Here is a 25388-nt window from a genome sequence, read left to right as displayed (position 1 = left end):
TTGAAAAAGCCGTTTTTCCGACTATAACACCGGCAATCGTTAGGCAGGCAAGGAAAAATTGAGCTGGGAGAAAAATTTATAATCCGACGGCGGTCATCACTAAAACCGATGACGCGCCAGCGGCAGTGTGAGGGAGAACTAGCTAGCCTGTTGAGCGATAAAGGCATTCAGCAACGGGATATCAGCCGGAGCCAGATCAAAATCTAATGCTTCCACCGGCGTACACCAGCGTAGCTCGCGATGATAACGGGCGATAGGCTCGCCGCTAAACTCGTTGACCCACCAGGCATGCAGATGAATTAACCGGCCGGAGACCTCCCGCTGGTGGCTGGCGATATAGCGCGTCGGTTGGGCGATGATAGCCAGCTCCTCTTCCAGCTCGCGCGTCAGAGCCGTAGGCTGGCTTTCGCCAGGCTCGACTTTGCCGCCAGCCAGTTCCCACATGCCGGGTTGATCGGCGTGGAGCGGGCGCTGTGCCAGCAAAATTTTGCCGTCCCGCTCAATAACTGCGGCGACCACATCAATGATTTTTTGCATATCTATCCTGAATCATTCAAATATCGGGCTGGTACATAATGGCGTATTATCACCGTCTTTACCGTATACCGACAACCTCTTAGCCAACTGGAGTTCCACCGTGCTTGATAGCCGCCTGCACCCCCGATTGAAGCCCTTACTCAACGCCATTGCCCGCGTGCTCGATCGTCCGGGGATTTCCGCCGATGGGGTGACGCTATTCGGCTTCGCCATTGGTGTGCTGGCGTTGCCGTTTCTGGCGCTGGGGTGGTACGGCGCGGCGTTGGCGGTCATTCTGATAAACCGGTTGTTGGATGGTCTGGATGGTGCGTTGGCGCGGCGACGCGGGCTCAGTGACGCCGGTGGTTTTCTGGATATCTCGCTCGATTTTCTGTTCTACGCGCTGGTGCCGTTCGGCTTTATTCTTGCCGATCCAGCGCACAATGCGCTGGCCGGCGGTTGGTTGCTGTTTGCGTTTATCGGCACCGGCAGTAGTTTCCTTGCGTTTGCCACGCTCGCCGCAAAACACCAGATCGCCAATCCGGGCTATGCGCATAAATCGTTTTACTATCTCGGCGGCCTGACGGAAGGGACGGAAACCATCCTGCTATTTGCGCTGTGCTGCCTGTTCCCGGCTTATTTCGCCTGGCTGGCATGGATCTTCGGCGCGCTTTGCTGGCTGACCACCTTTACCCGCATCTGGAGCGGGTACGCGACGCTGAGGGAGGCGCAGCGCCAGAGCCTCCCTCGGTAGGGCGGTTATTTACTGCTGTCCGGACCGCGGTCTCCGCGGGCTACCGGGTTCTGCGGGTTGCTGCTCCATTCGTACCAGCCGCCGTCGTAGACGGAGACGTTATTCCAGCCCATCGCGCGGGCGTACATAAAGGTCTCCGCCGCGCGCCAGCCGGTGCCGCAGTAAAACGATACCTGCTGCGTCGGCAAAATGTTCCACTGCTTCCACATGGCCGCAATGTCATCGGCGCTGCGCATGGTGCCGTCCGGGTTATGGAAATCTTCCATATGCGTGGCATCGCTGCCCGCATGACCCCAGCGTGCGCCGGCGATATCGCCCTTCGGCTTAATGTAGCTGTAGCCGCTGGTGGTGCCGATAAATTCAGGCCGCGAGCGAATGCTGACCAGCGAGGCATCCTGACGGTGCAGCAGCGCGCGCGCCTGCTCGGTGTTGAGCATCAGCTGCGGTTGGCCGGGGATTGGCGCGCCAAAATCAGCCTCCGCTTTTTCTTTTGCCGGCATGCCGCGTTCGACCGGCAGGTTGGCGTCGGACCAGCTTTTCCAGCCGCCGTCGAGCAGGCGTACGTCTTTCACCCCTGCGTACAGCATGATCTGCGCGACGCGCGCGGCGGCATAGACGTCGCGGCCGTACAGGATCACGGTGGTGTCATGACGAATACCGTGTTTCGCCAGCATCGTTTTCAGTTGTTCATCAGACACTTTGTTCCACAGCGGTTCGCTTTCGACTTCATTGGTATCGATGTAGCCGGCGCCGGGAATATGGTTCAGCAGATAAAATTTTGGCGCGCCCCAGGCCGCTTCGAACAGTTTCCAGTCGCCCTGCGGGGCGGCGGTAACGGTTTTACCCTGTTGCAAATCATGGATCCACTGCGGATAAACCAGTTGCTCAAAGTGCGGCAGCTTTTGCAGGCGTTCGCGCTGGCTGAATGCGTCGCTGAGCGTGTTGATCTTAGCGAATCCGGCCTCTTTCAGGCGCGCGGCGACCTGCGCATTATCGTCAGCGCTGCCGTACAACGCCATCGGCGTGTCGGCCTGTAGCTGATGCTGTTTGGCCCAGGCGCGCAACTGCTCGCCGTTCATCGCGCTAAGCCAACTGGCGGCGAGGTTTAACGCCTGCGGTTCATGGCCCTGAGGGCCGGTGGCGCTTTGTGGCCAGCCGTTATAAAAGGCGCTAAGGCGGGTGTCTATCGCCACGCCGTGCTGTTGTTGCAGCGTTGATAAATTCAGCGTTGGCATGGTATCAGCGGCGAAGGCGGTGGAAGCAGCAAGCCCCAGCAACAGGGCGAGTGCGGTCAATTGAGAAACACGTTTCATCGAAATGCCCGACGGTAGGAAAAGGAGGGCTCATTCTGTGCTCCTGATGGGTGAATTTCTTTGCGATAGCGCAGGTTAGGTGAAACTTCACTGCCAGGCGGTAAGATTCATACAGCGCCCGTGCGCGGGGAGATCCTGGCTATCGTGGGTCACCAGCACGGCCGGAACCGCCAGCCGCGCGATTTCGGCGAATACCCATTGGCGAAAATCGGCGCGCAGCGCTGCATCGAGACGGTTAAAGGGTTCATCCAGCAGCAACGCCCGCGGTCGCGCCAGTAGAGCGCGCAGCAGGCTGACGCGTGCGCGCTGGCCGCCGGAAAGGGTGGCCGGATCGCGTGAGGCAAAACCCGCCATCCCCGCTCGCGTCAGCGCCTGTTCGACTTCGGCCTGACGCGCCGCGCCGCGGACTTCAGCGGGTAGCGCCAGCTGTAAATTCTGCCCTACGCTGAAGTGGTCAAACAGCAGCGCATCCTGGAACAGAATGCCAATTTGTCGGGCTTCGGTGGCAAGCCCATCGCAGCGACGCTGGTTGAGCCACAGTTCGCCCTCAGCGTGAAACGTGTCCGCCAACGCGCCAATCATCCAGGTGAAAAGCGTGGATTTGCCGCTGCCGGAGGGGCCCATCAAGGTTAGCACCTCGCCAGGTGCGACGGTAAAATTCACCGCCCGCAGCAGCGGCTGGCGGTGAAGCGTTAATGTCAGGTTGTTCACGGTCAGCATTAGCGTAATCCCCGGCGGTGACGGCCAATAAACCAGGCCGTAAGCGCAGTCATCATAAAACAGAGCGTCGGCAGCAATAATTGCCACAGCGCCTGCGCGGCAAGCTGCATATTATCACCGCCGCTACTCAGAGCGACCGCTTCGCTGGTCAGTGTTGGCGTTCTCCCGCCTCCCAACCACATCGTCGGCAGATATTGCGCAATGCTGACCGAAAAACCGACCGCCAGCGCGGTCAGGATCGGACGTGCCAGAGAGGGCAGCGTGAGCAACCAAAAACGACGGCCGCGCCGCCAGCCGAGCGTGCGGGCAATGAGTTCCTGGCGCGGGTCGCGATGACGCCACGCCGGGCGCAGGATAAACAGCATCCATGGCACCACCCACAGCAGATGCCCCCACAGTACCGTTGTCAGTTGACCGTCCAGCCAGCCGTACAGCGCCAGTTGGTATTGCCCATCGGCGAGCGGCAGCGCCGGGATAATTAACGGCAACCATAAGCCGTTATATTTTGCCGGTCCGCACTCCAGCCACAGCAGGCATAGCACGGCTCCAAGTATCGCCGAGCCCGCTGCCAGCCACAGGCTATTGTAGATGGTATCGGCCGAGGGCAGCGTCATCTGCGACAACCCGCCCAGCAGCAAAGCGCAAACCAGCCCACAGGCGGGAACGGCCAGCGCCAGCGTATGTCCGGTCAATCCGACAGAGGGCGCGCGACGCAGGCCGCGAAGGTCGGGAATGCCTCGTCGCCACCCGCGCCAGGCAGCCCACGCCGCGGCGGCGAAGAGTAGCGTCAACGCCAGCAGCAGTAGGCTGACCAACGCCCCTTTAGCGTGCTGCTGCGCGCCGCCCTGATTGAGCCATTGCCAGGCCAGCACCGCCAGCGTCGGCGGGTTGCCTGGGCCAATCACCAGCGCGACATCGACCGCCGACAGACTCCAGGCGACGGTCGCCAGCAGAACCACGCTCATCGACGGCAACAGGCCAGGCAGAATAACCCAGTTCAGACATTGCCAGCGGTTGTAGCCGAGCGTTTTTAGTACCACGGCCTGAGCGGCAAGCTGTTTTTCACCCAATAACCCGTAGGCGACCCACAGCAAAAAGGAGCTCTCTTTGACCGCCATCGTCAAGCCCAGGCCGATGCCATAACGATCGGCCAGCGGGCTGAGCGCAGGGAACAGGCGATACAGCCAGCCGCCTTCGGCGAACAGCAGTAGTGCCCCGGTGGCGAAGGCGACATGGGGAACCGCCAGCAGCAGCGGCAATCGCCCGGCCAGCCGTTGCCAGCCATCAGAGGGCCACAGCGCGGCAATCACCGTCAGCGTGATGAGCAACGCGCCGCCCACCGCCAGCAGCGTGGACGCCAGCGTTGCCGTTAGCGCCTGTGCCAGTTGCGGGTCGCTAAACAACGCGCGCCAGGCTTCGGCATTGACCGCCGGGGCGGCCATCAGCGCGGCTGCGGGAAGCAGAGGCAGATAGATAAGCGCTATCGCCCCCCACGTCAGCAGGATTAGTGCGTACCGTAACGGCGCAGCCATTCCTGCTCCAGCGCATCGACCCAGGCGGCGTGTGGTTCCGCCAGCATCGGCGGCGTCTCTTTCGGTAGCGCGACGTAAAATGCGGCGCGCTGCGTCTCGTTTAGTTTCATTGGATCCAGCACGCTCGGATCGCCCCAGACTTGCGGATCGGCTTTGCGTAGCTGAGCCAGCGGCGACAGCAGAAAGTTAGCGACGACCTGCGCGCCTGCCGCCGCGCGGGCGTTGGCGGGGATGGCGACGAAATGCACGTTGCCGATCATTCCCTGGTTGAAACCGAAGCTATAGCTGTCTTTCGGCAGTTCGCCGCTGGCGGCCTTTTGTTGTGCATGTAATGGATTAAAGCTCAGCGAGAGCTGTAGCGTACCCTGTGCCAGCATCGCGTCCATGCGCGCCGGTGAAATCGGAAAGTCACGGCCCTGGCGCCAGAGCAGTGGATGTAGTTGATCAAGATAGCGCCACAGCGGCGCGGTCACCGTGGCGAAGTTTGCGTCTTGCGGCGGCTGGCGCAGGGCGTTCGGCCGATCGGTCAGCGCAAGCAGTAATTGCTCAAGGAAAGCGGTGCCGGTGAAATCGGGCGGCCGCGGATAGGTCACGCTTCCGGGATGCGCTGCGGCGAAAGCCAGCAGCGCCTGTGGGCTGCCCGGCGGTTTGGCAAGCTGCGAACGGCGGGCGATAAAGTTTAGCTGCGCGCCGCCCCAGGGGGATTCCGTGCCGTCGGTGGCGATTGAAAAATCTTCACGCACCGGCTTTTGCATATCGACGTAGCGCCAGTTCGGCAGGCTTTCCGCCCAACCGCTACGCAGTAAGTTTGCCTGTTTCAGCGTGCGAAAATTCTCGCCATTGATCCACAGTAAGTCGATGGATCCGCCGCTGGTGCGTCCGGCGCGCGCCTCGGTCTGGATACGTTTAACCGCGTCGGCGGCATCGGCGATATGTACGATACGTAGATCGATGGCGTAATCGCGTTTCACCTCGGCGCTGACCCAATCGAGATAGCGGTTGACCGCCGGGTCGCCGCCCCAGGCGTTGAACCATACCGTCTGGCCGCGCGCCTGCTGGCTGACACGCTGCCAGCTATCATCAGCGCGGACGATAGCCGGGGCCAGCAGCAGCGCGGCAAGCCAAATCAAACCATAACGCAGACTGCGCATAGTGACTCCTTAAGGGTGAGTATCGGAAGCGGGCGGCGCCGGAGGTTGGCACAAACCTTGCGCGGGGATCGCCAGCGCGGCATTAAAGCGCGCGGATAAATTTTGCAAGCCGATCAGGGCGGTCAGCTCAGTTAACGCCTGGGCAGTAAACTGCTGCGCTAACCGCGCGCGCAGCGCATCGTCGACGGTGGGTGGCGTCATGCTTGTCGCTTCCGCGTATTCCAGCGCCAATCGTTCGCTCTCGCTGAATAATGCGCTCTTGCGCCAGTCGTTCAACGCCCATAATTTATCGTTGCCGTCGGCGCGTTCCGCCAGCTTCATGCTGGTGATATCAATGCAAAATTCGCAGTGGCAAAGCTGCGCAATACGGGCGCTAACCAACGCGCGTAGCCGCGGGTCGAGCGGCGAACGCTTGCGATCCAGATAGCCGACGAACATCGAGACCAGATAAAACACCAACGGGATGCGTCCCCACCAGCGGATGGGGCTGAGAACCGCGCCATAGTGGCGGCGGTGCAGCCACGCCTGCGGGCGCAGGATAACGGGAATCGATTTTAACGGCGGTAAACTCATGGCGATTTCCTGTTGTGATGAGCAGCATAGTGCGTTTTAGCCACCGCAATAACGATCGCCAGCGCGAACAAAATAGATAAACCGGTGACCAGCCAGAAAAGTCCGCCAGTCAACAGGCTGCCAGCCCACGAATAGACGATAGTAGCCGGTAGCTGGCCGATGCCGGTGGCGAGCATAAAATGGCGAAAACGGATTGAGGTCAGTCCGGCGGCATAGCTCACCGGGTCGAAGGGGACGAACGGCAGCAGGCGACAGACCAGAATAGTGTGCTTGCCGTAACGCGTGAAGAACCCGTCCATACTCTGTAATACCGCTTTACCGGTTAGTTTTTCTACCACTTCGCGGCCCAACACGCGGGCGATAAAAAAGCACAGCGCCGCGCCAGCCATCGCGCTGACCCACGACAGTACGCCGCCCCACAGCGCGCCGAATAGCGAAGCATTGGCGAGGGTAATGAGAAACGCCGGCAGTGGCGCGACAACCGCCTGCAGGATCATCAGCGCGAAGGAGACCAGCGCCGCCTGCGGGCCATAAGAAGCAATAAAACGCTCAAGCGCCTGCTGATCGAGTGTGGCAAACGCATTCAGGCTATGCTGCAGAAAGGCGTGCATACCCGGCAGTACCCACCAGCCGCACAACACGGCTAGCGCCAGCGCCGCCATTGCCGCGCGGTAGAGCCACAGTCGTCGGTTATCCCTTTTCATCATTGACCCCAGGCGCTCCGGTGGTGACGTGTTTATGCCGGGCGTAACGTTTGGCGGCTTGAACGAGGGCAAACAGCGCCACACCGGCGATACCTATCTTAAAGACGAATGCCAGAGTGATGCCGTCGCGGGCCAGTTCGCTGGCCATCACAGTATAAATAAACAAACCCGGCAGGGTGGTGATGGCGGAGATGACGGTAAACGACCAGAATGGGATCGCGGTCAGACCATAGGCGTAGTTCTGAATATTATAGGGAAACAGCGGCACCAGCCGGGTCAGGATCAGAAAATCGCCGCCGCTGCGGACGATACCCCGTTCGATTGCCTGAAAGACGGCGCTGTGGCCGAAGTAGCGTTGCAGCGCTTCGCGACCAAGCGCGCGGGCCAGTAGAAACGACAGCGACGAGGCGATTGTTGCGGCGATGAGCGAAAGTAGTGTACCCAGCCATGGGCCGAAGATCATGCCGCCGGCGATAACCAGTACGCTGCCTGGCATCAGGCACAGGGTGGCGATGACAAATAGCAGAATATAGAGCGCATAGCCTGCGTTGCCGCTGTGCAGGATCAACGCCTGCAGGTCGTGGAAATGGGTCACCAGCCTGGCGAGTTCGGTGCGCCGGGCAATCAGCGCCAACAGGCCAAACAGGAGAAGGGCAAGCGGCAGTTTATAGCGTGTCGGGTAGCGGCTTCTTTTGCATGGGGGGTCTCCTGTCTCCATCTGCCCGGCAGGGAAAGCCGAGTGCGCGCGACAGTATAGTAAATTGCCGTTAGCGACAACGTATACCGTTCACTTTATTGATTTTGCTCAGGATAAGTTGAGGCTCCACGCGGGAGCCTCACAGGAAGGGTCAGGATTTAAAGGTTGCCCATACCGGCGCGTGGTCAGAAGGTTTTTCCATGCCGCGGATGTCGTAATCGATGCCGGTTTCAACGCAGCGCTGGGCCAGCGGCGAACTTGCCAGCAGCAGGTCGATGCGCAGACCGCGATTATCGTCGAAGCCTTTAGAACGGTAATCGAACCACGAGAAGTGGTCCTGGTTATCCGGGTTAGCCTGGCGCCAGGTATCGACCAGGCCCCAACCCAGCAGGCGGTCCATCCATTCACGCTCTTCCGGCAGGAATGAGCACTTGCCGGTGCGCAGCCAGCGCTTGCGGCTCTCTTCGCCAATGCCGATATCAAGATCGGTAGGGCTGATATTCATATCGCCCATGATCAGCACCGGATTCTCTTTGTTCAGCTCGGTTTCGAGGTAGTTCTGCAGGTTCTGATAAAACGCCGCTTTCGCCGGGAATTTGGTCTCGTGGCTACGGCTTTCGCCCTGCGGGAAGTAGCCGTTAATGACCGTGACATTGCCAAACGGCGAAGGGATCTCTGCCATGATGATGCGGCGCTGAGCGTCTTCGCCGTCGCCCGGGAAGCCGCGGCGTACGGCAACAGGCGTCTCTTTGGTCAGCAGCGCGACGCCATAATGGCCTTTCTGCCCGTGATAAAAGACGTTATAGCCCAGCTTTGCCACCTCTTCGAGGGGAAACATATCGTCGTGAACTTTGGTTTCCTGAAGACCGATAACATCAGGTTGATGTTTATCGACGATGGCGGCCAGTTGATGAGGTCGGGCACGCAGGCCGTTGATATTAAAAGAGATGAATTTCATAGTCGCTGCCACTGTGCAAGGTGAATAGTGCAGGGATGGTAGCAGAAATTAAGCGAACTGGCTGCCGGGAGGTGGTTAATTCTATCGATTGCTGCGGTTGGCGAGTTAATCGCACAAAATGTGCACCGTTATGGCGCATGTCGCGCCAAAAAAGCGCAGATATCTACGATAAATTTCGTAGAGGATCACAATTACAGAATTATATCTTATCCCTGCATAACTTCTCTTTGTTTTCCACTATCCAGCGCCGTTTATCAGATATTTATTCACTATTTATGCGTTTAAATTGAATAATTAGTATTTGTAACTGATTGATATTGCGTGATTGGGCTCAATTTATGCAGTTTTGCCTCTGGCTGGCACGAAGCGTGCAATCTACATTTACAGCGTAATAACTCATAATTTTTAACATTGCGCTTACTTTTAATTTACCGGAAGAGGTCGATATGTCTCAGTCAATTACGCGTAGCAATTTTGATCAATGGATGATGCCGGTTTATGCGCCGGCGGCTTTTATTCCGGTACGCGGCGAAGGTTCACGTTTGTGGGATCAACAGGGGAAAGAGTATATCGATTTTGCTGGCGGCATTGCGGTGAACGCCCTTGGACACGCTAATCCGCAGTTGGTTAAAGCGCTGACCGAGCAGGCGGGGAAATTCTGGCATACCGGCAACGGTTATACCAACGAACCCGCGCTGCGCCTTGCTAAACAGCTGATTGACGCCACTTTTGCGGACCGGGTTTTCTTTTGTAATTCCGGCGCCGAGGCCAATGAGGCGGCGCTGAAACTGGCGCGTAAATACGCCCACGATCATTACGGTAGCCAGAAAAGCGGCATTGTCGCCTTCAAAAACGCGTTCCACGGACGCACGCTGTTCACCGTTTCCGCTGGCGGCCAGCCGTCGTATTCGCAGGATTTTGCGCCGTTGCCGCCGCAGATCCAGCACGCCACCTACAACGACCTCGACTCGGCGCGCGCGCTGATTAACGACGATACCTGCGCGGTGATCGTCGAGCCGATGCAGGGCGAGGGTGGCGTGGTGCCGGCAACGGTCGAGTTTCTGCGTGGCCTGCGCGAGCTGTGCGACCAGCACAATGCGCTACTGATTTTTGATGAAGTGCAGACCGGCGTGGGGCGCACCGGCGAACTGTATGCCTATATGCACTATGGTGTCACCCCGGATGTCCTGTCGACGGCGAAAGCGTTAGGCGGCGGCTTCCCGATAGGTGCGCTGCTGGCGACGGAAAAATGCGCCAGCGTGATGACCGTCGGCACTCATGGCACGACCTATGGCGGCAACCCGCTGGCCAGCGCCGTCGCCGGGGAAGTCTTGTCCATCGTTAACACGCCGACGGTATTGAACGGCGTTAAGCAGCGTCACCAGTGGTTTAGCGAACGCTTGCGCGCGATTAACGCCAAATATGGCCTGTTCAAGGAAATTCGCGGACTGGGGCTGTTGATTGGCTGTGTGCTGAACGACGAATATGCCGGAAAAGCAAAAGCTATCAGCACCCAGGCGGCGGAAGACGGGCTGATGGTGCTGATTGCCGGCGCCAACGTTGTTCGTTTCGCTCCGGCGCTGATCGTGAGCGAGGAAGAGGTCAACACCGGCCTGGATCGCTTTGAACTGGCCTGCCGACACTTCCTCGCGGGAGTGTCATCATGATGGTGATCCGTCCGGTTGAAAAAAGTGATTTGCCGGGGCTTATGGCCCTGGCGGGGGAAACTGGCGGTGGCCTGACGTCGCTGCCAGCGGATGAGGCGACCCTGGCGGCGCGCATTGAACGCTCGCAGCAGACCTTGCGCGGCGAACTGCCGAAAAGCGAGCAGGGCTATGTATTTGTACTGGAAGACAGCGTCAGCGGTGCCGTTGTGGGGATTTGCGCTATTGAGGTCGCCGTCGGTCTTAACGACCCCTGGTACAACTACCGCGTCGGCACTCAGGTACATGCTTCAAAAGAGCTCAATGTTTACCATGCGCTGCCGACACTGTTCCTCAGTAACGATCACACCGGTTGCAGCGAACTTTGCACTCTGTTTCTCGACCCGGCATGGCGCAAAGAGGGCAACGGTTATTTGCTGTCGAAATCACGCCTGCTGTTCATGGCCGGTTTCCGCGACCGCTTCAATGACAAAGTGGTCGCCGAGATGCGCGGCGTCATTGATGAGCACGGCTCTTCACCATTCTGGGAGAGTCTCGGTAAGCGTTTCTTCGCTATGGAGTTTCCCCGCGCTGATTATCTCTCCGGCACCGGCAAAAAAGCGTTTATTGCCGCATTGATGCCGAAACATCCGCTGTATATCGACTTTTTATCTGCTGAAGCGCAGGCGGTGATAGGTCAGGTACATCCGCAAACGGCGCCTGCGCGAGCGGTGCTGGAAAAAGAAGGATTCCGCTTTCTTAACTACGTCGACATCTTCGATGGCGGCCCGACTCTGGAGTGCGATATTGACCGGGTGCGGGCGATACGTAAAAGCCGCCTGTTGGCGGTTGTCGAAGGCCAGCCTGCGCCGGGAGAGTGGCCGCTGTGTCTGGTCGCCAATGAACAATATCAGCAGTTTCGCGCCATCCTGGTACATGCCGACCCGGACAGCGACACCTTACTGCTGAGCGCGCGTGAGCTGGATATGCTCAAATGCCATCCTGGCGATCGGGTACGCATGGTTCGTCTGATCCCGGAGGAGAAAACATCATGAGTTTATGGATTAACGGTGACTGGCAATCCGGGTGCGGTCCGCAGCGCAGCAAGCATAACCCGGTGAGCCAGACGCTACTGTGGCAGGGGAATGACGCCGATGCCGGACAGGTAGCGCAGGCGGTTGGCGCCGCGCGCCAGGCTTTCCCTGGCTGGGCGCGTGAACCTTTCGCCGTACGCCAGGCGATCGTCGAAAAGTTCGCTGCGTTGCTGGAGGCAAACAAAAGCCAGCTGACGGCGATTATTGCCGCCGAGACCGGTAAACCGCGCTGGGAAGCGGCAACGGAAATCAGCGCCATGATTAACAAAGTGGCGATCTCGGTGCGCGCTTACCACCATCGCACCGGAGAGACTCAGACGGCGATAGCCGACGGCGCGGCGACGTTGCGCCATCGGCCGCATGGGGTGCTGGCGGTGTTCGGACCCTATAATTTTCCCGGGCATTTGCCGAACGGTCATATTGTTCCGGCGCTGCTGGCGGGGAACACCCTTGTCTTTAAGCCCAGCGAGCTTACGCCGCATAGCGGAGAGGCGATGGTGAAGCTGTGGGCCGAGGCGGGTTTACCTGCCGGAGTATTGAACTTATTGCAGGGCGGTCGTGAAACCGGCGAGGCGCTGAGCGCGCAAACAGATCTCGATGGGTTGCTGTTTACCGGAAGTTCCGCGACCGGTTTCCAACTGCATCGTCAATTGGCCGGGCAGCCGGAAAAAATCCTCGCCCTCGAAATGGGGGGTAATAACCCGCTGATTGTTGATGAGCCGCAGGATATCGACGCCGCGGTGCATCTGACTATCCAGTCGGCGTTTATTACCGCCGGGCAGCGCTGTACCTGCGCGCGTCGTTTGTTGGTCAAACGCGGTGAAGTGGGCGACGCATTTTTACAACGATTAGTGACGGTGTCACAAAAACTTATTCCCGCTGCGTGGGATGCGGAACCGCAGCCGTTCCTCGGCGGGCTGGTATCGCCACAGGCGGCGCAGAAGGTGCATCAAGCCTGGCTTAGCCACGTTGCGAGCGGCGGACAAACGCTGCTTGAACCGCGCTTATTGCGCGATGGCACCTCATTGCTGACGCCGGGGATTATCGAGATGAGCGACGTGCAACAGGTGGCCGATGAAGAGGTGTTTGGCCCGCTGCTGTGCGTGTGGCGCTATGACGATTTCGATGACGCCATCGCCATGGCCAACGCCACGCGTTTTGGCCTTTCTTGCGGGTTGATCTCCGCCGAACGCGAGAAGTTCGATCGTCTGTTGCTGGAGGCGCGTGCCGGGATAGTGAACTGGAACAAACCGCTGACCGGCGCCGCGAGTACCGCGCCTTTTGGCGGAACCGGCGCATCGGGTAATCATCGTCCCGGCGCCTGGTACGCCGCTGATTATTGCGCCTGGCCGATGGCGAGTCTGGAGTCTGCCGACCTGGTGCTGCCGGAGACGCTCAGCCCCGGTCTCGATTTTCAGCCGGACCCAAGCTGATGGCCGCCCGTGAGGTCAACTTTGATGGTCTGGTGGGGTTAACCCATCACTATGCCGGACTGTCGTTCGGCAATGAGGCGTCGACGAAACACCGCCTGCGGGTCTCGAACCCGCAGTTGGCGGCAAAGCAGGGGCTGCGGAAGATGAAAGCGCTGGCGGATGCGGGTTATCCGCAGGCGCTGATCCCGCCGCAGGAACGGCCGAACATATCGTTACTGCGCCAGCTCGGCTTTTGCGGCAGCGATGAGCGGGTGGTGGCAGTAGCTATGCAGCAGGCGCCGGATCTGTTGTCCGCCGCCAGCTCGGCGTCGTCGATGTGGGTAGCGAATGCCGCGACAGTCTCGCCTTCGGCCGATTCGCTGGATGGCCGGGTGCATCTGACCGTCGCTAACCTCAACGATAAGTTGCATCGCGCCAGTGAAGCGCCGACGACGGATGCGCTGCTGCGGGCGATTTTTGCCGATCCGCAGCGTTTTGTCATACATCAGGCGTTACCGCAGTCGCCGCGGTTTGGCGACGAAGGGGCGGCTAATCATAATCGTCTTGGCGGCGACTATGGCGCGCCAGGCCTGCAGCTCTTTGTCTATGGTCGTCAGCAGGAAAACGACAGTCGACCGCAGCGTTATCCGGCACGGCAGACGCTGGAGGCCAGTCAGGCGGTTGCGCGGCTTAATCAGGTCAATCCACGGCAGCTTATCTTCGCCCAGCAGAATCCGGCGGCGATCGATAGCGGCGTGTTCCATAACGACGTTATTGCAGTGACTAATCAGCAGGTGCTGTTTTGTCACCAGCAGGCTTTTGTCGATCAACCGCGGTTATTGCAACAGCTGGCGCAACGGGTTCCCGGATTTACGCCACTGGTGGTACCGACGAGCCGCATCTCGCTGGACGATGCCGTTGCTACCTATCTGTTTAACAGTCAACTGTTGAGCAACGCCGACGGTACGATGCAGCTGATCTTGCCGCAGGAGGCCCGGGAACATGCCGGGGTTTGGCAATATCTCAATGAGCTGGTAGAGCAGGACAACCCTATCGCAACTCTGCAGGTGTTTGACCTGCGTGAAAGTATGGCTAACGGCGGCGGTCCGGCTTGTTTGCGCCTGCGGGTTGTTCTGAGCGATGAAGAATATCAGGCGGTGAATCCAGCGGTCATGATGAGTGACGGGCTGTTTACCGTGCTTAATGACTGGGTGGATCGCTACTATCGCGATCGCTTAACGCAGGCGGATCTGGCAGATCCTCTGCTGCTGCGTGAAGGGCGTGAGGCGTTGGATGCGCTGACGCAGATCCTGCGCCTGGGCTCAGTCTATCCGTTTCAGCAATAGAGGAGGCGTCGTGGACGACTTTCTGGCATTAACTTTGGCGGGGCGCTGGCCGCACCATTTTCATGGCGAAACGGCCCATTTCCGCTGGCACTGGATCGATTGCGGTATTCTGCTGCTGACTCCGCACGCGCGCTGTGAGCGCTCCCTGGTGCTTTCCTGCGGGATCCACGGTAATGAAACTGCGCCGGTCGAGATGGTGGATGTACTGCTCAAGCAGTTGTTTGCTGGCGAACTCCCGCTACGCTGGCGCCTGCTGGTGATATTGGGCAACCCGCCGGCGCTGCGGCAAAACAAACGCTACCTCGATAGCGATATGAACCGCATGTTCGGCGAGCGCTGGCGCACGTTTGAACCCAGTGGCGAAACGGTGCGGGCGCGGCAGTTAGAGGGTGCCGTAACGCGTTTCTTTGCCGATAGTCACGGTACGCGCTGGCATCTGGATATGCACACCGCCATTCGCGGTTCGCTGCATCCGCGCTTTGGCGTGTTACCGGCGCGTGAGGAACCCTGGAGTGAAGATTTTCTTAGCTGGCTCGGCGCCGCCGGACTGGAGGCGCTGGTATTCCATCAGCAACCGGGGGGAACCTTTACCCACTTTAGCTGCGAACGCTTTGCCGCGCTGGCCTGTACCCTCGAACTGGGTAAAGCGCTGCCTTTTGGCGAGAATGATTTAGCCCACTTTGCGGCGACGCAGCGGGCATTAACCCGACTGCTGGTGGGCGATATGGCGGTGGAAGAGGCGTCTGCGCCGCTGCGCTACCGGGTGGTGCAGCAGATCACGCGTCATAGCGACCGCTTCCAACTGCATATGTCAGGGCAGACCCTCAACTTCACGCCGTTTAGCGCCGGGACGCTATTGGCGGAGGATGGCGACACGCATTACGTCGTTGAAAAAGCGCAAGAGTATGTGCTGTTTCCCAACCCCAGCGTCGCGGCAGGATTGCGGGCCGGACTGATGCTTGAGCGGTTTTAGTTGAAATTTACAGCCGCATCGCCTTGCGGCTGTAAATATTTTGCGAACCATCTCAATGCGCTTATCTTATTTATTCGTGCCATCGATATTGTTTGCAGATTATTCCTGGTTAAATGCTTTGTTTTTAATCTTTACTGCTTTATAATCTCCATAGTTTCCTTTTAAAACAGTCTGTTATTTATTTTTTGTTGCACATCTCTTCTCATTTTCCTTATTTTCTCCACAATTGGTGAGAAAATGTTTTTTACACTTTCATTGTTTTACTCTTGCACTGACTAATTGACGATAAAGTGCGTAAAGTTAATCTCGTCAACACGGCAATGCGCCGTCAGAATAACTGAAAGTAAGGATATAACCATGAAGAAGATGACTGCTCTGTTTGTTGCCTCTACTCTGGCTCTGGGTGCTGCTAACCTGGCTCACGCGGCCGACACCACCGCGGCCACCCAAACCGACAGCAAGCCGATGATGCACCACAAAGGCATGCCTGGTCACCACGATATGATGTTCAAAGGTCTGAACCTGACCGACGCGCAAAAACAGCAAATTCGCGACATCATGAAGAGTCAGCGTCAAAATATGAAACGTCCGTCTCTTGACGAACGCCGTGCGATGCACGACCTGATCGCCAGCGATACTTTCGACAAAGCGAAAGCCAGCGCGCAGATCGACAAAATGGAAGCACAACATAAAGATATGATGCTTTCCCGCATGGAAACGCAGAACAAGATTTACAACATTCTGACTCCGGAACAGAAAAAACAGTTCAATGCTAATTTTGAGAAGCATCTGACAGAACGTAAAGCGCCGGAAGGTAAAATGCCTGCACCTGCTGAGTAATTCAGCGCGCTGAATGAAGACCGCCGGTCTTGCCCAATTATTGCCATCACGGCTTTGGGCAGGGCCGGCGGTTTTTTTTCGTCGTTAAGAAAACTCAGCGAGCGGAAATGGCCAGAAGGGCAACCATCACCCCGGCGTTAGCCGGGGTGATGAGAAGGCTTATTTTTTCCAGAAATCGTCGAAGACGGTAATCGGCGGACGGCGTTTATGCTCGGTTTTCAGATACCAGCCTTCGATGGTGTTGGCGATCTTCTCGTCCAACGTTTTGCCTTCCAGATAGTCGTCAATGTTTTCGTAGGTCACCCCTAATGCCACTTCATCCGGTAGGGACGGGCGATTATCTTCCAGGTCGGCGGTTGGCAGCTTCATATATAGGTGTTCCGGACAACCCAGTTGCGCCAGCAGTTGTTTACCCTGGCGTTTGTTCAAACGGTAGAGGGGGTTGATATCGGTGCCGCCATCGCCGTATTTGGTAAAGAACCCGGTAATGGCTTCCGCCGCATGATCGGTACCGACCACCACGCCATGGGTCATTCCGGCGATACTGTACTGCGCTTTCATGCGTTCGCGCGCTTTCTCGTTGCCGCGGACAAAATCGCTTAGTTCAATGCCAGCTTCGCGTAAAGCCTGTTCGCTGGCCAGCACTGCGCCTTTGATATTGACCGTTAACACGCGGTCGGGCTGGATAAACGCGATGGCGTCCTGGCAATCTTGCTCATCCGCCTGTATGCCGTAAGGCAGGCGTACGGCAATAAACTGCAGGTGTTGGTCGCCGCTTTCCGCGCGCAGTTCATCGATAGCCATCTGGCACAGTTTACCGGCGAGGGTTGAATCCTGGCCGCCACTGATACCCAGCACCAGTGATTTAATAAATGGATAGGTCTGCAGATAGGATTTAAGGAAATCCACGCTGCGGCGAATTTCGCCTGTGACATCAATCTGGGGTTTTGCGCCCAGTGCCTGAATAATTTGTTGTTGAAGCGTCATCGCGCCCTCCGAAAAGTGAGCCTGTATGGCAACCCGCATGGTTTAAAGCTACCTCTTTGCCGCTGAAACGACAAGGCTGGCGCGGCCGACTGACCGAAAAGAAGGCAATCAACAACATAGCTTTTTTTTATGCCCGGGAACGCGGTCATCAGCGTAGGTATACGTAACGCGGTTTTTTGCTCACACCTGGTTACCAGAAAGGCGCTAAATTTACATGTAGGCTACATTCGGCTTGAAAAATAACGTTTTTTATTCCAGGCTTAAAACACGCCGATTACGTAACGAGGACGAAATATGAACAAGAAATTAGTAGGATTTATGGGCGCAGCGGCAGTATTGACTATGCTGGCAGGGTGTACGGCCTATGACCGTACCAAAGACCAGTTCACACAGCCAGTCGTTAAAGATGTCAAAAAAGGGATGACCCGTAGCCAGGTGATGCAGATCGCCGGCAAACCAGCGTCCGAGGTCACCATGATCCACGCACGCGGTACCTGTCAGACCTACATCCTGGGTCAACGAGATGGTAAAATGGAAACCTACTTTGTCGCGCTGGACGATACCGGCCACGTGATTAATTCTGGTTACCAGACCTGTGCGGAGTACGATACTGACCCGCGCAACAGCAAATAACCCGCGTGACTTGCTGATAGCTACGTAAGCCTGACCACGAGTCGGGCTTTTTTACGACCACTGATGCTTATTTAATTGCGCGAATTATTTGGGTGAAATGTGAGGGTAGTCAAAACGCGAGGTCAATGAGAGACAATTCTGTTCAACAGGGAATTATCCTGGTGCCAAATGTTGCCGTATACTCAATGCATAAACAAAATTAACCGAATGTTACAAGTCTTACCGGCTCTCAGTCGTTACTGAGGCCCTGGTCCTACAAATTGAGGAAGCGTTCATGGAAAAGAAACATATCTATCTGTTCTGCTCGGCTGGCATGTCCACTTCATTACTGGTATCCAAAATGCGTGCCCAGGCGGAAAAGTATGAAGTCCCGGTTATTATTGAAGCTTATCCCGAAACGCTGGCCGGTGAAAAAGGCCCGGAAGCTGATGTCGTTTTATTAGGACCGCAAATTGCTTATATGCTGCCTGAAATTCAGCGTCTGCTGCCGAGCAAACCGGTAGAAGTGATCGATTCAATTCTGTATGGCAAAGTCGATGGTTTAGGTGTTTTAAAAGCGGCCGTTGCGGCCATTAAGAAAGCTGCTGCACAATAATTTTATATTTTAAAACTCGCGATATTTTGGCGTCTGGCAATTCATTAGTGCTGGCCGCCACGATATTCAACAGTTTATTTTCCCGTCAAAGAGTAATTTCATACATCATCGCCGTAATATTTTATTGCGGCTCTTAAGGGTATTGACTATGAGTAAAGTGATCGATTCGCTTGAAAAGGTACTCCTTCCTTTTGCTGTTAAAATAGGAAAGCAACCGCACATTAATGCGATTAAAAACGGCTTTATTAAATTAATGCCGCTGACCCTCGCCGGGGCCATGTTTGTATTAATTAACAACGTTTTTCTGAGCTTTGGTGAAGGTTCTTTCTTTTATTCAATGGGGATTCGCCTGGATGCCTCCACCATTGAAACGTTAAACGGTTTTAAAGCCATCGGCGGTAATGTTTACAACGGTACGTTGGGCATTATGTCGCTGATGGCGCCGTTCTTTATCGGCTCGGCGCTGGCGGAAGAACGTAAAGTGGATCCGATGGCCGCCGGTCTGCTGGCAGTCGCCGCCTTTATGACCGTCACGCCTTATAGCGTTGGCGAAGCCTATGCCGTCGGCGCGAACTGGTTGGGCGGGCAAAACATCATCTCCGGGATGATCATTGGCCTGGTGGTAGCGGAACTGTTCACTTTCGTAATTCGTCGCAACTGGGTCATCAAACTGCCGGATAGCGTACCGTCATCGGTGTCGCGCTCCTTCTCGGCGCTGATCCCGGGTTTTCTGATCCTCTCGGTCTTCGGCATTATCTCGTGGATCCTGTCGAACTACGGCAGCAACTTCCACCAGATCATCATGGACTCTATCTCCACGCCGCTGGCGGCGATGGGCAGCGTCGTCGGTTGGGCGTACGTTATCTTTAACTCCCTGCTGTGGTTCTTTGGCGTACACGGTTCACTGGCGCTGACCGCGCTGGACAACGGGATCATGACCCCATGGGCGCTGGAAAACATCGCGCTGTACAACCAGTACGGTTCCGTTGACGCGGCCCTCGAAGCGGGTAAACAGTTCCACTTCTGGGCGAAGCCGATGCTCGACTCCTACATCCTGCTGGGTGGTTCTGGTGCGACGTTGGGTCTGATTATCGCCATCTTTATCGCCTCCCGTCGCGCTGACCATCGCCAGGTCGCTAAGCTGGCGCTGCCGTCAGGTATCTTCCAGATTAACGAACCGATTCTGTTCGGCCTGCCGATCATCATGAACCCGGTGATGTTCATCCCGTTTGTCCTGGTACAACCGATTCTGGCGGCGATTACTCTGGCGGCTTACAGTCTGGGGATTATTCCACCGGTGACCAACCTGGCGCCGTGGACGATGCCGACCGGTCTGGGCGCCTTCTTTAACAGTAACGGCAGCGTCGCTGCTTTGCTGGTCGCGCTATTCAACCTCTGTGTCGCTACTGCCGTCTACCTGCCGTTCGTTGTGCTGTCGAACAAAGCGCAGAGCACTATCGAGCAGGAAGAGAGCGAAGAAGATATCGCTAACGCACTGAAATTCTGATGTCGAGCGGTACGGGAGTCTTCCCGTACCGCCTGAGAAACGAGGGAAATATGATGTTTGATCTGGATAATATCGACGCGGTAGAGACCCCGGAAAATGACCTCGAAGAGGTGGTGATGGGGCTGATTATCAACTCCGGACAGGCGCGTAGCCTGGCCTACGCCGCGCTGAAGCAGGCAAAGCAGGGTGATTTCACTGCTGCGAAATCAATGATGGAACAATCGCGAATGGCGCTGAGCGAAGCACATCGCGTCCAGACCCAGCTTATCGAAAGCGATGAAGGCGAGGGTAAAATGAAGGTGAGTCTGGTGCTGGTTCATGCACAGGATCACCTGATGACCTCAATGCTGGCTCGCGAGCTGGTTGCTGAATTGATCGAGCTGCACGAGAAGGTACAATAGGCTATCCGAACGATGAGGCAGCCAAAGATGATGACCACAGAGATCAGTACCGCCAGGGAACAACAGCTGTTTAACGGGAAAAACTTTCATGTGGTCATCTATAACAAAACGGAGAGCGTCAGCGGGCTTCACCAGCATGATTATTACGAGTTCACCATCGTTTTAACCGGGCGCTATTATCAGGAAATCAATGGCAAACGGGTGTTGCTGGAGCGTGGGGATTTTGTCTTCATCCCAATGGGGTCGCACCACCAGAGCTTTTATGAATTTGGCGCGACGCGTATTCTTAACGTTGGCATCAGTAGACGTTTTTTTGAGAAGCATTATCTGCCGCTGCTGCCGTTCGGTCTGGTCGCCTCTCAGGTCTATGCGGTGCAAAGTGCCTTTCTCAGCTATATCGAGTCGGTGATTGCTTCGCTGAATTTTCGCGAGACTGAATTTGACGAATTTATTGAACTGGTCTCGTTTTATACCATTAACCGCTTACGTCATTATCGTGAAGAGCCGGTTGAGGATGTTATCCCGCACTGGCTGAAAAATACCGTCGAGGATATGCACGATAAGAATAAATTTGGCGAAGGCGCACTGGATAATATGGTGCAGCTTTCCGGTAAGACCCAGGAATATTTAACCCGGGCGACGCAGCGCTATTATGGTAAAACGCCGATGCAGATGATTAATGATATTCGCATCAACTTCGCGAAAAAACAGCTGGAAATCACCAACTATTCGGTCACTGATATTGCGTATGAATCAGGTTATAGCAGCCCAAGTTTGTTTATTAAAACATTCAAGAAACTAACCTCATTTACGCCAAGCAATTATCGTAAGCAATTGACCAGTATTAATTAACTCACAGCGGTATTTGCCGCGTAGTTTATACATTCAAGTTAACTGTCCGTTTTCAGGCGGAGAGCGGTCTACGCGCACGCGTAGCGCCTAAGGGAGAAATATATGAGCCAGAAATTGAAAATCGTGACCATCGGCGGTGGCAGCAGCTATACCCCGGAATTACTGGAAGGTTTCCTCAAACGCTATCACGAACTGCCGGTGACGGAACTGTGGCTGGTGGACGTAGCAGAAGGACAGGAGAAGCTCGATATCATCCATGCGCTATGCCAACGGATGGTGGAAAAAGCTGGCGTGCCGATGAAAGTCTACAAAACGTTGGATCGTCGCATGGCGCTGGAAGGCGCGGATTTCGTCACCACCCAGTTGCGCGTTGGGCAACTGAAAGCGCGTGAAAAAGATGAACGTATTCCGCTGAGCCACGGTTATCTTGGCCAGGAAACTAACGGGGCGGGGGGCTTGTTTAAAGGCCTGCGTACTATCCCGGTGATTTTCGATATCGTAAAAGATGTGCAGGACATTTGCCCGGACGCGTGGATCATCAACTTCACCAACCCGGCGGGTATGGTGACGGAGGCGGTGTATCGTCACACTAACTTCAAACGCTTTATCGGCGTGTGCAATATCCCAATCGGCATGAAAATGTTCATCACCGACGTACTGCAGCTGAGTCCGAGCGACGAACTGAATATCGATCTGTTCGGTCTCAACCACTTGGTCTTTGTTCGCGACGTGCTGGTGAATGGCGTCTCGCGCTTCGATGAACTGCTGGACGGCGTCGCGTCAGGCCGCCTGACGGCGAATTCGGTGAAAAATATCTTCGACCTGCCGTTTAGCGAAGGGTTGATTCGTTCTCTACGCCTGATCCCGTGCTCGTACCTGCTTTACTATTTCAAGCCGAAAGAGATGCTGGCTATTGAGATGGGCGAGTACTACAAAGGCGGCGCTCGCGCTCAGGTGGTACAGAAGGTTGAGAAGCAGCTGTTCGAGCTGTATAAAAATCCGGACCTTAACATTAAGCCGAAGGAGCTTGAGCAGCGCGGCGGCGCTTACTACTCTGATGCTGCCTGCGAGGTGATCAATGCCATCTACAATGATAAGCAGGCCGAGCACTATGTGAATATTCCGCATCATGGTCATGTTGATAATATCCCGGCCGATTGGGCGGTAGAAATGACCTGCACGCTGGGTCGCGATGGTGCGAAACCGACGCCGCGTATCAGCCATTTTGATGAGAACGTGCTGGGGCTGATTTATACCATCAAGGGCTTTGAAGTGGCGGCCAGCCAGGCGGCGATGAGCGGCGAGTTAAATGATGTGCTGCTGGCGTTGAATTTAAGCCCGCTGATTCATTCGGATCGTGATGCCGAGCTGTTGGCGCGGGAGATGATCCTGGCGCATGAACAGTGGCTGCCGAACTTTGCGACAACCATCAAAAAATTGAAACCGTAACAGGAGCTGCCGATGGAACGCGTATTGATCGTCAATGCCGACGATTTTGGCCTGAGCAAGGGGCAGAACTACGGCATTATCGAAGCCTGCAAGAATGGGCTGGTAACGTCGACTACGGCATTGGTCAACGGCGCGGCCATCGGCCACGCCGCCCAACTGAGCCGCAGTGTGCCGGAGCTAGCGGTGGGGATGCACTTTACGCTGACGCTGGGGGAGCCGTTATCATCCATGCCGGGGTTAACGCGCGAAGGACGGCTGGGCAAATGGATTTGGCAAATGGCGGAGGAGGACCGCCTGCCGCTGGATGAAATCGCTCACGAGCTGACGTGTCAGTATCATCGGTTTATTGAACTCTTCGGCAGCGAGCCGACGCATATCGACAGTCACCACCATGTGCATATGATTGCGCAAATCTATCCTATTGTCGCTGCCTTTGCGCGCGACAAGGGGGTCGCTTTGCGTATTGATCGCCAGGTGGCGGAATTGAGCGGCCTTGAGCAAGAGGCGGCACGCAGTAGCGATGGCTTCAGCAGCGAGTTTTATGGCGAAGCGGTATCGGCAGCGCTATTCCTGCAAACCCTGGATGCGTCGATTGAACGCCGGGAGCATTCGTTGGAAGTGATGTGTCACCCGGCGTTTGTCGATAACGCCATTATGGGGAGCGCCTACTGTTATCCGCGCCTGACGGAACTGGAGGTGCTGACTTCCAGCGCGCTCAAATACGCGGTAGCGGAACGCGGCTACCGGCTCGGTAGCTACCGTGACGTGTAAACACATTCAGCCCGAGGTGAACGCTTCGGGCTTTTTCCTGGTTCTCTTTTCTCCTGGCGCCTGAAAATTCGGCGCGCCGCTATTCCCGCACACAATGGGCGACGGAAGGCATCACAATCAGCTATGATAGGGGTTTATGTTCCCGCTTTGCTTAGTGAATCCATCTGTTATGAAATCATTGCGCCAACAAAATCGCCCCGTCATTAGCTATGTGCCGCGCGTCGAGCCTGCGCCGCCGGATCATGCCGTTAAAATGGACCATTTTCGTGATGTCTGGATCTTGCGTGGCAAGTATGTGGCCTTTGTACTGATGGGCGAGCATTTCCGCCGCTCACCGGCGTTTACCGTACCGGAATCGGCGCAACGTTGGGCGAATCAGGTGCGCCAGGATGGCGAAATAGAGGCCTGAACCTGCGAGTAGAAATAAAAAAAACCGCTGAGAATGAACTCAGCGGTTTTTTTGTGCCTGATAGATTTAGCGGTGCGCCAGTTCGGCGTCTTCTTCGCTATCGAGGATTGATTTATCGGTCTGGCGTAACCACTGGCTGGTCAGGGTACCGGCGGTCATTGAACCATTCACGTTAAGCGCGGTACGGCCCATATCGATCAGCGGCTCGACGGAAATCAGCAGCGCGACCAGCGTTACCGGCAGGCCCATCGCCGGCAGCACGATCAACGCCGCGAAGGTTGCGCCGCCGCCGACGCCAGCGACGCCAGCGGAACTGACGGTGACGATACCGACCAGGGTGGCAATCCACATCGGATCCAGCGGGTTAATACCGACAGTCGGCGCGACCATGACGGCCAGCATCGCCGGGTAGATACCGGCACAACCGTTCTGACCAATTGTCGCGCCGAAAGAGGCGGAGAAGCTGGCAATGGATTCTGGTACGCCCAGACGACGGGTCTGCGCTTCAACATTCAGCGGAATGGACGCGGCGCTGGAACGGCTGGTAAAGGCGAAGGTAATTACCGGCCACACTTTACGGAAGTATTTCAGCGGGCTAACGCCGTTGACGGCCAGCAGCACGCCGTGTACGACGAACATAATGCCCAGCGCGATATAAGAGGCGACGACAAAGCCGCCGAGCTTGATGATGTCCTGCAGGTTGGAACCGGCAACCACTTTGGTCATCAGCGCCAGGACGCCGTATGGCGTCAGCTGCATCACCAGACGCACCAGCTTCATCACCCAGCCTTGCAGGGTGTCGATGGCGGTCAGTACGCGCTGGCCTTTTTCCACGTCATCTTTCAGCAGTTTCAGCGCCGCGACGCCGAGGAACGCGGAGAAGATAACGATGCTAATAATTGAAGTCGGGTTAGCGCCGGTCAGGTCAGCAAACGGGTTCTTCGGTACGAAGGAGAGGATCAGTTGCGGAACGCTCAGGTCTGATACCTTACCGACATAGTTGCTCTGAATGGCATTCAGGCGAGCGGTTTCCGCGCTGCCCTGCACCAGGCCTTCGGCGGTCAGGCCAAACATGTTGGTCACCAGCACGCCGACCAGCGCGGCGATAAGGGTGGTGAACAGCAGGGTGCCGATGCTCAGGAAGCTGATTTTACCCAGCTGCGAGGCATTGTGCAGGCGCGCCACCGCGCTCAGAATTGAGGCGAAAACTAACGGCATGACGATCATCTGCAGCAGCTGAACATAGCCGTTACCGACGATATTGAACCACTGAATAGAATCTTTCAGCACCTGGCTATCGGCGCCGTAAATCAGCTGCAGGCCGAGACCAAAAATGACGCCGATAACGAGACCGACCAGTACTTTTTTAGCGAGGCTCCACTGTTTGTGGCGGGTTTGGGCCAGCGCAAACAGCAAAACCGCGAACACGACAACGTTCGCTATTAATGGAAAATTCATCCCCGTTCTCCTGATATCTTGTTACCTGGGTTGGTCTGACACCAACTCTTATGGCGCAAGAGTAGCAGAAGGCTTTATGGCTTTCTTATACTCAAATGGA

Annotated in this window: 26 protein-coding genes and 1 pseudogene; 16 read left to right on the top strand and 11 right to left on the bottom strand. The window is 56.4% G+C overall.

Translation table 11 applies throughout. From position 1 onward, the window contains the following. Nucleotides 1–138 precede the first annotated feature (138 nt). Nucleotides 139–537, bottom strand: a complete 399-nt coding sequence (locus tag PYR66_13705) for a pyrimidine (deoxy)nucleoside triphosphate diphosphatase (protein WEF26390.1) — start codon at nt 535–537, stop codon at nt 139–141. Nucleotides 538–637: 100 nt separating this feature from the next. Here PYR66_13705 and PYR66_13700 point away from each other — a divergent pair, with 100 nt between their 5' ends. Further along, on the top strand, nt 638–1270 hold the full coding sequence (locus PYR66_13700; GenBank protein WEF26389.1) for a CDP-alcohol phosphatidyltransferase family protein: 633 nt from the start codon (nt 638–640) through the stop codon (nt 1268–1270). A 5-nt stretch (nt 1271–1275) separates the two neighbouring features. Here the strand turns inward: PYR66_13700 and PYR66_13695 are convergent, their stop codons facing one another. The 8 genes from PYR66_13695 to xthA all read right to left on the bottom strand — a co-directional run bounded on the left by PYR66_13695 (nt 1276) and on the right by xthA (nt 8918). Beyond that, entirely contained in the window at nt 1276–2583 is a 1308-nt protein-coding gene (locus PYR66_13695; GenBank protein WEF26388.1) for a sulfurtransferase, read from the bottom strand. Between the two features lie 87 nt (nt 2584–2670). Continuing rightward, nucleotides 2671–3303 carry an ATP-binding cassette domain-containing protein gene (locus tag PYR66_13690; GenBank protein WEF26387.1) on the bottom strand — a complete coding sequence of 211 codons (633 nt, stop codon included), beginning with the start codon at nt 3301–3303 and terminating at the stop codon, nt 2671–2673. Continuing rightward, nucleotides 3303–4835: an ABC transporter permease subunit gene (locus tag PYR66_13685; protein ID WEF26386.1), complete on the bottom strand. Its 1533-nt coding sequence runs from the start codon at nt 4833–4835 to the stop codon at nt 3303–3305. Before PYR66_13685 ends, PYR66_13690 begins: the two co-directional genes overlap by 1 nt. Continuing rightward, nucleotides 4808–5986 (bottom strand): ABC transporter substrate-binding protein, encoded by a 1179-nt coding sequence (locus tag PYR66_13680; GenBank protein WEF26385.1) that lies wholly within the window; start codon nt 5984–5986, stop codon nt 4808–4810. The genes PYR66_13685 and PYR66_13680 overlap by 28 nt, the downstream gene beginning before the upstream one ends. A gap of 9 nt (nt 5987–5995) precedes the next feature. Beyond that, nucleotides 5996–6559, bottom strand: a complete 564-nt coding sequence (locus PYR66_13675) for a carboxymuconolactone decarboxylase family protein (GenBank protein WEF26384.1) — start codon at nt 6557–6559, stop codon at nt 5996–5998. After that, nucleotides 6556–7266: a TVP38/TMEM64 family protein gene (locus PYR66_13670; GenBank protein WEF26383.1), complete on the bottom strand. Its 711-nt coding sequence runs from the start codon at nt 7264–7266 to the stop codon at nt 6556–6558. The genes PYR66_13675 and PYR66_13670 overlap by 4 nt, the downstream gene beginning before the upstream one ends. After that, nucleotides 7250–7981, bottom strand: a complete 732-nt coding sequence (locus PYR66_13665) for a TVP38/TMEM64 family protein (GenBank protein ID WEF26382.1) — start codon at nt 7979–7981, stop codon at nt 7250–7252. Before PYR66_13665 ends, PYR66_13670 begins: the two co-directional genes overlap by 17 nt. A gap of 130 nt (nt 7982–8111) precedes the next feature. Further along, nucleotides 8112–8918, bottom strand: a complete 807-nt coding sequence (gene xthA / locus PYR66_13660) for an exodeoxyribonuclease III (GenBank protein ID WEF26381.1) — start codon at nt 8916–8918, stop codon at nt 8112–8114. A gap of 446 nt (nt 8919–9364) precedes the next feature. Here xthA and PYR66_13655 point away from each other — a divergent pair, with 446 nt between their 5' ends. From PYR66_13655 to spy, 6 genes are all read left to right on the top strand, one after another. Next, a complete protein-coding gene (locus PYR66_13655) occupies nt 9365–10585 on the top strand; it encodes an aspartate aminotransferase family protein (protein WEF26380.1) in 1221 nt (406 codons plus the stop codon). Beyond that, nucleotides 10582–11616: an arginine N-succinyltransferase gene (gene astA / locus PYR66_13650; protein ID WEF26379.1), complete on the top strand. Its 1035-nt coding sequence runs from the start codon at nt 10582–10584 to the stop codon at nt 11614–11616. The genes PYR66_13655 and astA overlap by 4 nt, the downstream gene beginning before the upstream one ends. Further along, nucleotides 11613–13088: a succinylglutamate-semialdehyde dehydrogenase gene (astD, locus tag PYR66_13645; protein WEF26378.1), complete on the top strand. Its 1476-nt coding sequence runs from the start codon at nt 11613–11615 to the stop codon at nt 13086–13088. Before astA ends, astD begins: the two co-directional genes overlap by 4 nt. Then, complete coding sequence (astB, locus tag PYR66_13640; GenBank protein ID WEF26377.1) at nt 13088–14413, top strand: N-succinylarginine dihydrolase; 1326 nt, start codon at nt 13088–13090, stop codon at nt 14411–14413. Before astD ends, astB begins: the two co-directional genes overlap by 1 nt. A 10-nt stretch (nt 14414–14423) precedes the next feature. Continuing rightward, nucleotides 14424–15386 carry a succinylglutamate desuccinylase gene (astE, locus tag PYR66_13635; GenBank protein ID WEF26376.1) on the top strand — a complete coding sequence of 321 codons (963 nt, stop codon included), beginning with the start codon at nt 14424–14426 and terminating at the stop codon, nt 15384–15386. A 357-nt stretch (nt 15387–15743) separates the two neighbouring features. Further along, nucleotides 15744–16226, top strand: a complete 483-nt coding sequence (spy, locus tag PYR66_13630; protein ID WEF26375.1) for an ATP-independent periplasmic protein-refolding chaperone Spy — start codon at nt 15744–15746, stop codon at nt 16224–16226. Between the two features lie 159 nt (nt 16227–16385). Here the strand turns inward: spy and nadE are convergent, their stop codons facing one another. After that, nucleotides 16386–17213 (bottom strand): ammonia-dependent NAD(+) synthetase, encoded by an 828-nt coding sequence (nadE, locus tag PYR66_13625; protein WEF26374.1) that lies wholly within the window; start codon nt 17211–17213, stop codon nt 16386–16388. A 294-nt stretch (nt 17214–17507) separates the two neighbouring features. Here nadE and osmE point away from each other — a divergent pair, with 294 nt between their 5' ends. The 9 genes and pseudogenes from osmE to cedA all read left to right on the top strand — a co-directional run bounded on the left by osmE (nt 17508) and on the right by cedA (nt 23830). Beyond that, nucleotides 17508–17846 carry an osmotically-inducible lipoprotein OsmE gene (osmE, locus tag PYR66_13620; GenBank protein ID WEF26373.1) on the top strand — a complete coding sequence of 113 codons (339 nt, stop codon included), beginning with the start codon at nt 17508–17510 and terminating at the stop codon, nt 17844–17846. A gap of 274 nt (nt 17847–18120) precedes the next feature. Continuing rightward, nucleotides 18121–18441 carry a PTS N,N'-diacetylchitobiose transporter subunit IIB gene (gene chbB, locus PYR66_13615; protein WEF26372.1) on the top strand — a complete coding sequence of 107 codons (321 nt, stop codon included), beginning with the start codon at nt 18121–18123 and terminating at the stop codon, nt 18439–18441. A 43-nt stretch (nt 18442–18484) separates the two neighbouring features. Beyond that, nucleotides 18485–18578, top strand: a pseudogene (locus PYR66_13610) (hypothetical protein). Between the two features lie 11 nt (nt 18579–18589). Then, nucleotides 18590–19948 carry a PTS N,N'-diacetylchitobiose transporter subunit IIC gene (gene chbC / locus PYR66_13605; GenBank protein ID WEF26371.1) on the top strand — a complete coding sequence of 453 codons (1359 nt, stop codon included), beginning with the start codon at nt 18590–18592 and terminating at the stop codon, nt 19946–19948. Between the two features lie 53 nt (nt 19949–20001). After that, nucleotides 20002–20349, top strand: a complete 348-nt coding sequence (gene chbA, locus PYR66_13600) for a PTS N,N'-diacetylchitobiose transporter subunit IIA (protein WEF30450.1) — start codon at nt 20002–20004, stop codon at nt 20347–20349. Nucleotides 20350–20376: 27 nt separating this feature from the next. Further along, the gene (chbR, locus tag PYR66_13595; protein WEF26370.1) at nt 20377–21201 is read left to right on the top strand and encodes a transcriptional regulator ChbR; all 825 of its coding nucleotides are present in this window, start codon (nt 20377–20379) and stop codon (nt 21199–21201) included. Between the two features lie 102 nt (nt 21202–21303). Continuing rightward, nucleotides 21304–22650 carry a 6-phospho-beta-glucosidase gene (locus PYR66_13590; GenBank protein WEF26369.1) on the top strand — a complete coding sequence of 449 codons (1347 nt, stop codon included), beginning with the start codon at nt 21304–21306 and terminating at the stop codon, nt 22648–22650. Between the two features lie 12 nt (nt 22651–22662). Then, nucleotides 22663–23421, top strand: a complete 759-nt coding sequence (gene chbG, locus PYR66_13585) for a chitin disaccharide deacetylase (GenBank protein ID WEF26368.1) — start codon at nt 22663–22665, stop codon at nt 23419–23421. A 169-nt stretch (nt 23422–23590) separates the two neighbouring features. Next, nucleotides 23591–23830: a cell division activator CedA gene (cedA, locus tag PYR66_13580; GenBank protein ID WEF26367.1), complete on the top strand. Its 240-nt coding sequence runs from the start codon at nt 23591–23593 to the stop codon at nt 23828–23830. A gap of 66 nt (nt 23831–23896) precedes the next feature. Here cedA and PYR66_13575 read toward each other — a convergent pair whose 3' ends face one another. Beyond that, nucleotides 23897–25288, bottom strand: a complete 1392-nt coding sequence (locus PYR66_13575) for an L-cystine transporter (protein WEF26366.1) — start codon at nt 25286–25288, stop codon at nt 23897–23899. Nucleotides 25289–25388: the final 100 nt, after the last annotated feature.

It is taken from the genome of Klebsiella aerogenes, assembly GCA_029027985.1.
Classification (GTDB): Bacteria; Pseudomonadota; Gammaproteobacteria; order Enterobacterales; family Enterobacteriaceae; genus Klebsiella; species Klebsiella aerogenes_A.
The sequence above is the reverse complement of the archived record's forward strand: the minus strand, read 5'-3'. Positions and strand labels throughout refer to the sequence as shown.

Bases quoted from the DNA above. Each gene is read 5' to 3' on its own strand.
- PYR66_13705 (WEF26390.1), bottom strand. From the start codon at position 537: ATGCAAAAAATCATTGATGTGGTCGCCGCAGTTATTGAGCGGGACGGC.
- PYR66_13695 (WEF26388.1), bottom strand. From the start codon at position 2,583: ATGAAACGTGTTTCTCAATTGACCGCACTCGCCCTGTTGCTGGGGCTT.
- PYR66_13690 (WEF26387.1), bottom strand. From the start codon at position 3,303: ATGCTGACCGTGAACAACCTGACATTAACGCTTCACCGCCAGCCGCTG.
- PYR66_13685 (WEF26386.1), bottom strand. From the start codon at position 4,835: ATGGCTGCGCCGTTACGGTACGCACTAATCCTGCTGACGTGGGGGGCG.
- PYR66_13680 (WEF26385.1), bottom strand. From the start codon at position 5,986: ATGCGCAGTCTGCGTTATGGTTTGATTTGGCTTGCCGCGCTGCTGCTG.
- PYR66_13675 (WEF26384.1), bottom strand. From the start codon at position 6,559: ATGAGTTTACCGCCGTTAAAATCGATTCCCGTTATCCTGCGCCCGCAG.
- PYR66_13670 (WEF26383.1), bottom strand. From the start codon at position 7,266: ATGATGAAAAGGGATAACCGACGACTGTGGCTCTACCGCGCGGCAATG.
- PYR66_13665 (WEF26382.1), bottom strand. From the start codon at position 7,981: ATGGAGACAGGAGACCCCCCATGCAAAAGAAGCCGCTACCCGACACGC.
- xthA (WEF26381.1), bottom strand. From the start codon at position 8,918: ATGAAATTCATCTCTTTTAATATCAACGGCCTGCGTGCCCGACCTCAT.
- PYR66_13655 (WEF26380.1), top strand. From the start codon at position 9,365: ATGTCTCAGTCAATTACGCGTAGCAATTTTGATCAATGGATGATGCCG.
- astA (WEF26379.1), top strand. From the start codon at position 10,582: ATGATGGTGATCCGTCCGGTTGAAAAAAGTGATTTGCCGGGGCTTATG.
- astD (WEF26378.1), top strand. From the start codon at position 11,613: ATGAGTTTATGGATTAACGGTGACTGGCAATCCGGGTGCGGTCCGCAG.
- astB (WEF26377.1), top strand. From the start codon at position 13,088: ATGGCCGCCCGTGAGGTCAACTTTGATGGTCTGGTGGGGTTAACCCAT.
- spy (WEF26375.1), top strand. From the start codon at position 15,744: ATGAAGAAGATGACTGCTCTGTTTGTTGCCTCTACTCTGGCTCTGGGT.
- nadE (WEF26374.1), bottom strand. From the start codon at position 17,213: ATGACGCTTCAACAACAAATTATTCAGGCACTGGGCGCAAAACCCCAG.
- osmE (WEF26373.1), top strand. From the start codon at position 17,508: ATGAACAAGAAATTAGTAGGATTTATGGGCGCAGCGGCAGTATTGACT.
- chbB (WEF26372.1), top strand. From the start codon at position 18,121: ATGGAAAAGAAACATATCTATCTGTTCTGCTCGGCTGGCATGTCCACT.
- chbC (WEF26371.1), top strand. From the start codon at position 18,590: ATGAGTAAAGTGATCGATTCGCTTGAAAAGGTACTCCTTCCTTTTGCT.
- chbA (WEF30450.1), top strand. From the start codon at position 20,002: ATGTTTGATCTGGATAATATCGACGCGGTAGAGACCCCGGAAAATGAC.
- chbR (WEF26370.1), top strand. From the start codon at position 20,377: ATGATGACCACAGAGATCAGTACCGCCAGGGAACAACAGCTGTTTAAC.
- PYR66_13590 (WEF26369.1), top strand. From the start codon at position 21,304: ATGAGCCAGAAATTGAAAATCGTGACCATCGGCGGTGGCAGCAGCTAT.
- chbG (WEF26368.1), top strand. From the start codon at position 22,663: ATGGAACGCGTATTGATCGTCAATGCCGACGATTTTGGCCTGAGCAAG.
- cedA (WEF26367.1), top strand. From the start codon at position 23,591: ATGAAATCATTGCGCCAACAAAATCGCCCCGTCATTAGCTATGTGCCG.
- PYR66_13575 (WEF26366.1), bottom strand. From the start codon at position 25,288: ATGAATTTTCCATTAATAGCGAACGTTGTCGTGTTCGCGGTTTTGCTG.